The sequence below is a fragment of the Mesorhizobium sp. M1A.F.Ca.IN.020.03.2.1 genome (assembly GCF_004023205.1).
Taxonomy (GTDB): Bacteria; Pseudomonadota; Alphaproteobacteria; order Rhizobiales; family Rhizobiaceae; genus Mesorhizobium.
On the sequence record NZ_RZSV01000212.1, the window covers coordinates 1 to 9,450 of the forward strand.

8 protein-coding genes are annotated in these 9,450 nt (G+C 64.4%); 6 read left to right on the forward strand and 2 right to left on the reverse strand.

Annotated elements, in window-relative coordinates; all coding sequences use genetic code 11:
* Positions 1-542: HAD-IA family hydrolase (locus EOA79_RS25365; RefSeq protein WP_128293405.1), on the forward strand; the 542-nt coding region annotated here is incomplete at its 5' end.
* A 30-nt stretch (positions 543-572) separates the two neighbouring features.
* Here the strand turns inward: EOA79_RS25365 and EOA79_RS25370 are convergent.
* Positions 573-1,316, reverse strand: a complete 744-nt coding sequence (locus EOA79_RS25370; protein WP_066997974.1) for a hypothetical protein — start codon at positions 1,314-1,316, stop codon at positions 573-575.
* Positions 1,317-1,444: 128 nt separating this feature from the next.
* On the opposite strand from EOA79_RS25370, the gene thrC reads away from it, so the two are divergent.
* From thrC to EOA79_RS25390, 4 genes are read left to right on the forward strand one after another with little or no spacing between them, the layout of a single operon-like run.
* A complete protein-coding gene (gene thrC / locus EOA79_RS25375) occupies positions 1,445-2,842 on the forward strand; it encodes a threonine synthase (protein WP_095823929.1) in 1,398 nt (465 codons plus the stop codon).
* Positions 2,843-2,856: 14 nt separating this feature from the next.
* Entirely contained in the window at positions 2,857-4,149 is a 1,293-nt protein-coding gene (locus tag EOA79_RS25380) for a pitrilysin family protein (RefSeq protein ID WP_066997977.1), read from the forward strand.
* A 16-nt stretch (positions 4,150-4,165) separates the two neighbouring features.
* The gene (locus EOA79_RS25385) at positions 4,166-4,762 is read left to right on the forward strand and encodes a GNAT family protein (RefSeq protein ID WP_066997979.1); all 597 of its coding nucleotides are present in this window, start codon (positions 4,166-4,168) and stop codon (positions 4,760-4,762) included.
* A 3-nt stretch (positions 4,763-4,765) separates the two neighbouring features.
* Positions 4,766-7,654 carry an EAL domain-containing protein gene (locus EOA79_RS25390; protein ID WP_067327864.1) on the forward strand — a complete coding sequence of 963 codons (2,889 nt, stop codon included), beginning with the start codon at positions 4,766-4,768 and terminating at the stop codon, positions 7,652-7,654.
* Positions 7,655-7,795: 141 nt separating this feature from the next.
* On the opposite strand, the gene EOA79_RS25395 is transcribed toward EOA79_RS25390, so the two are convergent.
* On the reverse strand, positions 7,796-8,404 hold the full coding sequence (locus tag EOA79_RS25395) for a YqgE/AlgH family protein (RefSeq protein WP_066997984.1): 609 nt from the start codon (positions 8,402-8,404) through the stop codon (positions 7,796-7,798).
* A 127-nt stretch (positions 8,405-8,531) separates the two neighbouring features.
* On the opposite strand from EOA79_RS25395, the gene EOA79_RS25400 reads away from it, so the two are divergent.
* The gene (locus EOA79_RS25400) at positions 8,532-9,338 is read left to right on the forward strand and encodes a protein-disulfide reductase DsbD domain-containing protein (RefSeq protein ID WP_095823795.1); all 807 of its coding nucleotides are present in this window, start codon (positions 8,532-8,534) and stop codon (positions 9,336-9,338) included.
* Positions 9,339-9,450: the final 112 nt, after the last annotated feature.

Consider the following 9,450-nt stretch of genomic DNA (forward strand, 5'->3'; position numbering starts at 1 on the left):
CCTTCAAGGACATCCTGATGCGGGTCGAGGAGAAATCTCACCTTCCCTTCCAGGCCTCGCTGATCGACCGCGCCGAGGAACTCGTCGATCGCAAGCTGCGCAGCGACGTGCGCATCATCGACGGCGCACGCGAGGCGGTGGCGGCGGTCACCGCGCCGCGCGCTGTCTGCTCCAATTCGCGCACCGAGCGGATCGAGTTCATGCTTGAAAAGGTGCGCCTGCTGCCCTTCTTCGCCGGCCGCATCTTTTCGGGGCTCGACATCCCCGGCAAGAAGACCAAGCCGGCACCGGACGTGTTCCTCTATGCCGCCGAACAGCTCGGCGCCAACCCGAAGAACACTTTCGTCATCGAGGATTCGGTGCACGGCGTCACCGGCGCCAGGACGGCGGGCATGCGCGTCATCGGCTTCACCGGCGCGGGGCACAGCTATCGCGGCCATGCCGACTCGCTGACCGAAGCGGGCGCCGAAACCGTCATCCGCCGTTTGGCGGAACTCGGCAGCACGATTGCGGCATTGTCGGAGTGGTCGGAGGACGCTTAACCGCGGAAGCGCGATTGGCGGCGAACCAGATCAGTTTGTCGCCGCCGCGGCGACGCGCTTCTTCCTCTTGGCCTTGGACTTGTCCGTCGCTGCCGGCGCGTTCTCGTCATAGCCGGCATAGGCTTGGTAGTCGCGGGCGGTCGGCTCCGGCACTACGACGTTGGTGTCGGTGAAGACGAACTGCGTCGCGGCAGACGGATCGGTGACCTGCACCTGATACTGATGAAGCTGCGAATAGAGCACGTCAGGCCCATGTTGGACCGCGATGCGGATCGGCATCGTCACGGTACCGGGCGTGAACAGCGGTCCCGGCACGACCTTGCCGGCCACCGCGATCTTCATCGTCAGCTGGCCGTTTTCGTGAGTGCAGTCGCGCGTCACGTCGGTGATCGAGGCCTGGTAAATGATCTTGGCGGGATCGCGATTGGGGTCGACGGGTTGACCGTTCGGTCCGGTCTGTGCGGCTGCGGCTGCCTCGGCTTCAGCGTCCGCCGCGGCATCGACTTTCTTTTTCTTCGTCTTGGCGGCGGCGCCCTTAGCATAGGTATTGAAGAAGGCGGTGCCGTCGCGCAGCGTCACTTTCGGGCAGTAGGCGCGCAACTGGCTGGCAAGCACCTTGGGGTCCTGCGGCGGTGGCGGCGCGGTCGGGTCCTTCTTGCTGAAGCCGAAGTTCAAAATGCCATTGTCGCTCGATTGGCAGCCTGCGGCGGCAAGCATAAAGCCGGTGAGCGCAAGACCCGCGACAACACGGCGGTTGACCGAATAAAACCTCATGAACTGCACTTCCCTCTCACAAAGCCGGTGACGTATATCAACGCCGCGGCGAAAATGCGACTGAGCCGGCTCGGAAAATTAACCAATTTGCCGTGGATGACGCGGCCGGCAGCAATGGGTTCTTGACGATGCAATATGTGAGTACCCGCGGGGATGCGCCCGTGCTTGGATTTTCGGACGCGGTGCTGGCCGGACTGGCGCGCGACGGCGGGCTTTACCTGCCGCGCGAATGGCCGCAGTTCTCGTCCGCCGATATTCGCGCCATGCGCGGCCTCGCCTATCCCGATCTTGCCATCCGCGTCTTGACACCCTTCCTCGGCGGCGAGATCGCCGCACCCGTCTTCGAACGGCTGGTGCGTGAAGCCTACGCGACTTTCCGGCACGATGCGGTCTGCCCGCTGGTGCAGACGGGCAAAAACACCTTCATCCTCGAGCTCTTCCACGGCCCGACGCTGGCCTTCAAGGACGTGGCGATGCAGCTGCTCGCGCGGCTGATGGACCATGTGCTGGCCGAACGGGGCAACCGCGCGACCATCGTCGGCGCCACCTCCGGCGACACCGGAGGGGCGGCAATAGACGCCTTCGCCGGCCGCGACCGCACCGATATCTTCATCCTTTTCCCCAACGGCAAGGTCTCGCCGGTGCAGCAGCGGCAGATGACGACGTCGAGCGCCGCGAACGTGCACGCGCTGTCGATCGAAGGCAATTTCGACGATTGCCAGGGCCTGGTGAAGGATATGTTCAACGACCACGGCTTCCGCGACAGGGTGTCGCTGTCGGGTGTCAATTCGATCAACTGGGCCCGCATCATGGCCCAGATAGTCTATTACTTCTCCTCGGCGCTGTCGCTGGGCGCGCCCGACCGGCCGGTGTCATTCACCGTGCCGACCGGCAATTTCGGCGATATTTTCGCCGGTTATGCCGCCAAGCGAATGGGACTGCCGGTCGAGCGGCTGATCATCGCCACCAACGACAACGACATATTGGCGCGCACGCTTGCAAGCGGCGAATATCGCACCAAGGGCGTGTTCGCCACCACCTCGCCGTCGATGGACATCCAGGTGTCCTCGAACTTCGAGCGCCTGCTGTTCGAGGCGGCGGGCCGGGATGCCGCGACGGTCAGGCGCTACATGAACGGGCTGAAGCAGTCCGGCGCCTTTACCGTCGAAGCGGGCGAAATGGCGAGGATGCGTGCGGAGTTCGACGCCGGCCGCGCCAGCGTCGACGAGGTCGCGGCAACCATCCGCCAGACGCTTGAAGCGAGCAGCTATCTGCTCGATCCGCACACGGCCGCCGCTATGCACGTTGCGACCGGCCATATGTCGGGCGCCGTGCCCATGGTGGTTCTCGGCACCGCGCATCCGGCCAAATTCCCGGCGGCGGTCGAGGCCCCCAGCGGCGTTACGCCAGCGCTGCCTGCCTGGCTCGCCGGCTTGATGACAGCCGACGAAAAGTACACCATACTTCCATCCGAGCTGAAAATGGTGGAAGAATACGTGAGCCGCCACACGCGGGCGGCCCGTTAGGGAGTAGTTGCCATATGGGTGTTGAGGTAAGCCGTCTGTCGAACGGCCTGACGGTCGCCACCGAAACCCTTCCAAGCCTCGAATCCGTTGCCCTTGGCGCCTGGGTCAAGTCGGGCGCACGCAATGAGCGCGATGAAGAACACGGCATGGCCCATCTGCTCGAGCACATGGCTTTCAAGGGAACGAAACGGCGCAGCGCCTTCGAGATCGCCTCTGAAATCGAGAATGTCGGCGGCGAGATCAACGCCGCCACCAGCGTCGAGACGACCTCCTACTATGCCAGGGTGCTTTCCGCCGACGTGCCGCTCGCGGTCGACATCCTGGCCGACATCCTGCAGGAATCGGAGTTCGATCCGGAGGAACTGGAGCGCGAGCAGCATGTGATCCTGCAGGAGATCGGCGCCGCGCACGACACGCCCGACGACATCGTCTTCGACCGTTTCACCGAAACCGCCTTCCGCCACCAGACCATCGGCCGCTCGATCCTCGGCACGCCGGAGACGGTCAAATCCTTCACCTCCAGGCAGCTGCACGATTTCATCGAACGGCAATATGGCGCCGAGCGCATGGTGATCGTGGCCGCCGGCGACATCAAGCACGACAATTTCGTGCGCGAGGTGGAAAGACAGCTTGGCGGCTTCCGCGCCAAGGCCACCAGCAACATCCCGCAATATGCGCAGTATGTCGGCGGCGACTTCCGCGAGGACCGCGACCTGATGGATGCGCAGATCGTGCTCGGCTTCGAGGGCCGCGCCTACCATGTGCGCGACTTCTACGCCTCGCAGGTGCTGTCGATGATCCTCGGCGGCGGCATGTCGTCGAGGCTGTTCCAGGAAGTGCGCGAGAAGCGCGGCCTGTGCTATTCGGTCTATGCCTTCCACTGGGGCTTTTCCGACACCGGCATTTTCGGTGTGCATGCGGCGACCGGACAGAGTGATATCGCCAAGCTGGTGCCGGTCATCATCGACGAATTGCAGAAGGCCGGGGAAAGCATCCAGCAGGATGAGCTCGACCGCGCACGCGCGCAATATCGGGCCGGCCTCATCATGTCGGCCGAAAGCCCGGCAAGCCGCGCCTCGCAGATAGCCAGGCAGTTGCTGCTGTTCGGGCGGCCGATCGCCAAGGAGGAGTTGATGGAGCGGCTGGCGGCGCTGACGGTCGAGCGGCTGACCGATCTCTCCTCGCGGCTGTTCTCGACCAAACCGACGCTGACGGCGGTCGGCCCCGTGGGCACGCTGGCGCCCTACGAGGCGATCCTCGAATCGCTTGCGGGCCCGCAGACGACGGCTCGCAGGCTCGCCGTCTAACCTTCGTTCCGAAGTCGTGTTCGCGCTTCCTTTCTTTCGCCGCGACCTGCCGGCACTGAAGGGCGAAAAGGTCACGTTGCGCGTGCCTTTGACCAACGACTACCGCGAATGGTCGACGCTGCGCGGCGAAAGCCGCGCCTTTCTGGAGCCATGGGAGCCGCGTTGGCAGCCTGACGAGCTCGACCGCACCGCCTGGCGGCTGCGCATCGGCCGCTACCGCGAGGACTATGCGCAAGGCACGGCCATTGCCTTCTTCATCTTCGAGAAGTCGAGCGGCAAGCTCGCCGGCGGCATCACGCTCGGCAACATCCGCCACGGTGTCGCGCAAAGCGGCCACATCGGCTACTGGATCGGCGAGCGCTTCGGCGGCCGTGGACTGATGACCGACGCGGTCAAGGTGGTGTCGCGTTTTGCCTTCGATACGCTGCGGTTGCACCGGATCGAGGCTGCCTGTATTCCCGACAACGCACGGTCGATCCGCGTGCTTGAAAAAGCCGGATTCCGGCGCGAAGGACTTCTCAGATCCTATCTCCGGATCAACGGCATCTGGCAGGATCACTACCTCTACGCCCGGATCGCGGACGATCCGCCGGGTGATGGAACGAAGGGCTGATATGTGACGACTTTTTCGCGAATCGCGTCGCTGTTCGCCCTCATCCTGGCGCTCTTCGTCACGCTTTCGGCGGTTGCGCCGGCATTGGCCGTCGAGCCGATCAAGATTGCCCGCGACGACAAGGCGCTCGACCTTTCGGGCGCAGTCGAGATCTACCGGAACCAGGGCGAGAATTTCCAGGTCTCGACCGCGCCCGGCCCCGACGGCATCGTGCGGCGCATCGAGGTCGAGGCCAATGACGCGCGCTCGACCGGCGACTGGGCGGTGTTCGCGCTCGCCAACACCACCGACCAGCAGCTCGACAGGCTGATCGTCGCGCCGCATTTCCGCCTGGTGAATTCCGGTATCTTCTGGCCCGATCTCGGCTCGACGCGCATCGCGGCGATCACGCCCAGCGAAGGCTTCGCGCTCGACCGCCAGACCAGCCCCGACGCCGATGTGTTCCGAGTGACGCTCAACCCCGGAACGGTCGTCACCTTCATCGCCGAGCTCGCCTCGCCCAAGCTGCCGCAGGTCTATCTGTGGGACCCGGAATCCTACAAGGACTCGGTCAATTCCTACACGCTGTTCCGCGGCATCGTCATCGGCATCGCCGGCCTCTTGGCGCTGTTCCTGACCATCCTGTTCGTCGTCAAGGGAACCTCGATGTTCCCGGCCACCGCCGCGCTTGCCTGGGCGGTGCTCGCCTATATCTGCGTCGATTTCGGCTTCCTCAACAAGGTCATCGAAATCTCGCCCGGCAACGAGCAGATGTGGCGGGCCGGTACCGAGGTGGCGCTGGCGGGTACCTTCGTGGTGTTCCTGTTCGCCTATCTCAACCTCAACCGATGGCACGGCCATTTCAGCTACGGCGCGCTGGTCTGGATCCTCGGGCTGCTACTGATTGCCGGCGTGGCCATCGTCGATCCGGCGGTCGCCGCCGGCATCGCCCGCATCTCGTTTGCCGCGACGGCGCTCACCGGCCTCGGCCTCATCATCTTCCTCGGAATTCGCGGCTATGACCGCGCGATCATGCTGGTGCCGAGCTGGGTGATGGTGCTGCTCTGGCTATGCGGCTCGTGGATGGCGATCACCGGCATGCTGGACAACGACATCGCCCAGCCGGCGCTCGGCGGCGGCCTGATCCTGATCATCCTGTTGATCGGTTTCACGGTGATGCAGCACGCTTTTGCCGGCGGCGCGCTGCACCAGGGCCTGTTTTCCGACCTCGAGCGCCAGGCGCTTGCAGTCGCCGGCTCGGGCGACATCGTGTGGGACTGGGACGTGCTGCGCGACCGCGTGGTGACCAAGCCCGACATCAGCCTGCAACTCGGCCTTGCCCCCAACAGCCTTTCGGGCGCGGCCCGCAACTGGCTGCCGGTGCTGCATGCCGACGACCGCGACACCTTCCGCACCACGCTGGACGTGGTGCTGGAGCACCGCCGCGGCCGCGTGGCCCAGAATTTCCGCCTGCGCGGCGCCGACGGGCATTATCATTGGTTCTCGCTGCGCGCCCGTCCCGTGATCGGGTCGGATGGCGAGGTGATCCGCTGCGTCGGCACCATGGTCGACGTGACCGAGCAGAAGAAATCCGAGGAAAGGCTGCTGCACGACGCCGTGCACGACAACCTGACCGGCCTGCCTAACCGCGAGCTGTTCATGAACCGGCTAGAGGCGATCATCTCGATCGCCCGCACCGAGGACAAGGTGCGCCCGACCGTCTTCGTCATCGACATCGACCGTTTCAAGCAGGTCAATGACGGGCTCGGCATTTCGGCCGGCGACACCATCCTGCTGACCATCGCGCGCCGGCTGCACCGGCTCTTGAAGCCCAAGGATTCGCTGTCGCGCTTTGCCGGCGACCAGTTCGCGCTGATGCTGCTGTCGGAACAGGATCCGGCCCGCATCGCCGCCATGGCGGATGCCATCAAGCATGCGATCAACAATCCGATCACCTTTGCCAAGCGCGAGATCGTGCTCACCGCCTCGATCGGCCTGATCACCTGGACGACGGCGCAAACCTCGTCGGAGGACATGGTCAAGGACGCCGAGCTTGCTATGCATCAGGCCAAGCGTTTCGGCGGCGACAGGATCGAGCCGTTCCGGCCGGCCTTCCGCACCGTCGGCACCGACAGGCTGCAGTTCGAATCCGACCTTCGCCGCGCCATCGAGCGGCGCGAATTCACGCTTGCCTACCAGCCGATCGTGCGGCTGGAGGATGGCAGCGTCGCCGGCTTCGAGGCGCTGCTCAGATGGGATCATCCGCGGCGCGGCATGATCCCGCCGGGAGACTTCATCCCGGTGGCTGAGAATTGCGGCCTGATCGTGCAGCTCGGCCTGTTCGCCATGCAGCAGGCGGCCGAGGATCTGGCGGCCTGGCAGAAGCAGATCGGCGACGCGCCGCTGTCGGTTTCGGTCAACCTCTCCAGCCGGCAGCTCATCCGCCGCGACCTGGTCAGCGACGTGCGCTCCGTCATTGCGCGGGCCAACTTGAAGCCGCGCTGCTTCCGGCTCGAACTCACCGAATCGCTGGTGATGGACAATCCCGAGCAGACCGCGCATGTGCTGACCAAGCTCAAGCAGCTCGGCATCGGACTGTCGCTCGACGATTTCGGCACCGGCTATTCATCGCTCTCCTACCTGACGCGCTTCCCCTTCGACACGATCAAGATCGACAAGAGCTTCGTCGACGACGCAACGCCGAAACGTGCGGTGCTGCTCAAGTCCATGGTCAACATGGCCCATGAGCTTGGCCTGTCGGTCGTCGCCGAAGGCATCTCAGACGAGAGCGACGCGCTGGAGCTGCGCCAGATGGGCTGCGAGTATGTCCAGAGCTTCATGTTCGGCGCGCCGATGCCCGGCGAACTGGTGCTGAAGACGCTGAGGGAGCAGTACCCGCTCACACAGGCTTAGAGGGCGTTGCTTCGGCGCTTACGAACTGCGGCGACCTTCCAACTTCGTTATCACCCTAAACGCTCAGAGCGCCGCCATTCCTCGGAGGTGATGACGAAGCCAAGGCGGGGTTCGACCAATCCCGCAGGTCGGCAAAGGCGTTTAAGCGTGCCCCGCGGCGGCGCTCAAATGGGCGAGATCGATACCGATCGAGGCAAGGATGCGATCGTATTTGCGCTCGATGTCGGCGTCGAACAGCAGCTCCGGCGTGGCCGGGCAGGTGAGCCAGCCATTCTCGGCGATCTCGCTTTCGAGCTGGCCGGCGCCCCAGCCAGAATAGCCGAGCGCCATCAGCGCATGACGCGGCCCGCGACCCGTCGAGATGGCGCGCAGGATGTCGACCGTGGCGGTCAGGCAGATGTCGTCGGAGACGTTGAGCGAGGATTCCACGCGATAGTCGCCGGAATGCAGCACGAAGCCGCGGCTGCGGTCGACGGGCCCGCCATTGCGCACGACGAAATCGCGGGCATGCGCCGGCAAGCGGATTGCTTCCTGCTCGTTCACGATGCCAAGCTGCACCAGAAGGTCCGGGAACAGCATCTGCTGCGTCTGATTGATGATCAGGCCCATGGCGCCCTCGTCGCTGTGGGCGCAGATATAGATAACGGAGCGCGTGAAGCGGTCGTCCTTCATGCCAGGCATGGCAATCAGGAACTGATCGTCGAGAAAGCCGCGTCCGGCCGTCTTCTTTTTGTGGCGCAACAAGTCCATGGAACTGAGGGTAACCCGTTTCCGCGGCGCCGAAAAGATGGTCAGGCTGCCCGATGTCACGCAAATATGATACCTGCAGGAACATGAAACCATTGCGCGGCCAAGAACGGGCGATCAAATCACCGTCATGCGATACCTGAATATTGTGGCGCTCGGCGCCGTCGTCGGCCTGGCAGCGGGGCAGCCGGCCGAGGCATCATCCTCGGCCTGGTACAACAGCGAAGGCGGCAAGGTGCGGCTGGTGACCAGCGGCAAGCCGGACGAGGCGGGCAAGATCCACGGCGTGCTCGACATCGCGCTAAAGCCAGGCTGGAAAACCTATTGGCGCGATCCCGGCGACGCCGGTGTGCCGCCGCAGATCGACATCTCGGCCAGCACCAACATCGCAGATGCAAAGCTGTCGTTTCCGCCGCCGCAGCGCCACGATGACGGCTACGGCAAATGGGCCGGCTATGACCGTCCCGTATCGCTGCCGGTGACCTTCACGCTGTCGGCGCCCGACCAGCCGGCGACGATCGATGCCAACGTCTTTCTCGGCATATGCGAGACGATCTGCATTCCGGTGCAGACGCGGCTCAGCCTCGATCCTGCTTCCGATCCGAACAACGCCACCGACGCGGCGCTGGTGAAGACTGCGCTTGCAACGCTCCCCGGCCCGGCGCGATCTGATTTCGGCATCCGCGTGCTGCCCGGCGATCACGAGACGCTCATCGTCGAGGCGCATTCGCCCAGCGATGCCGAGTCCGTCGACTTTTTCATCGCGGGGGAGCGCGACTATATGTTCGGCGCGCCGGTGCGCAGCGAGAAGGACGGCAAGCTTGTTTTCACCGTGCCGATCCTCGACCGGCCGTCGGCGACGCCCACGGACGGCGGGCTCTACTACACGCTGACAAGCGCCGAAGGTGCGGTGGACGGATTGCTGCCTTTCCCTTGAGCCAATTCGTCGTGGAGCCGCAATTGCGGATCGAAAACCGCTGGGCACTTTTCCTGGGATTGCTCTGAACGGTTGCGGAATGCGGCCCGGTTCGATATCGCAGGCACAGATC

Excerpts from the sequence above, each read along its gene's own strand:
- EOA79_RS25370 (WP_066997974.1), bottom strand. The coding sequence starts at position 1,316 with ATGAGGTTTTATTCGGTCAACCGCCGTGTTGTCGCGGGTCTTGCGCTC.
- thrC (WP_095823929.1), top strand. The coding sequence starts at position 1,445 with ATGCAATATGTGAGTACCCGCGGGGATGCGCCCGTGCTTGGATTTTCG.
- EOA79_RS25380 (WP_066997977.1), top strand. The coding sequence starts at position 2,857 with ATGGGTGTTGAGGTAAGCCGTCTGTCGAACGGCCTGACGGTCGCCACC.
- EOA79_RS25395 (WP_066997984.1), bottom strand. The coding sequence starts at position 8,404 with ATGGACTTGTTGCGCCACAAAAAGAAGACGGCCGGACGCGGCTTTCTC.
- EOA79_RS25400 (WP_095823795.1), top strand. The coding sequence starts at position 8,532 with ATGCGATACCTGAATATTGTGGCGCTCGGCGCCGTCGTCGGCCTGGCA.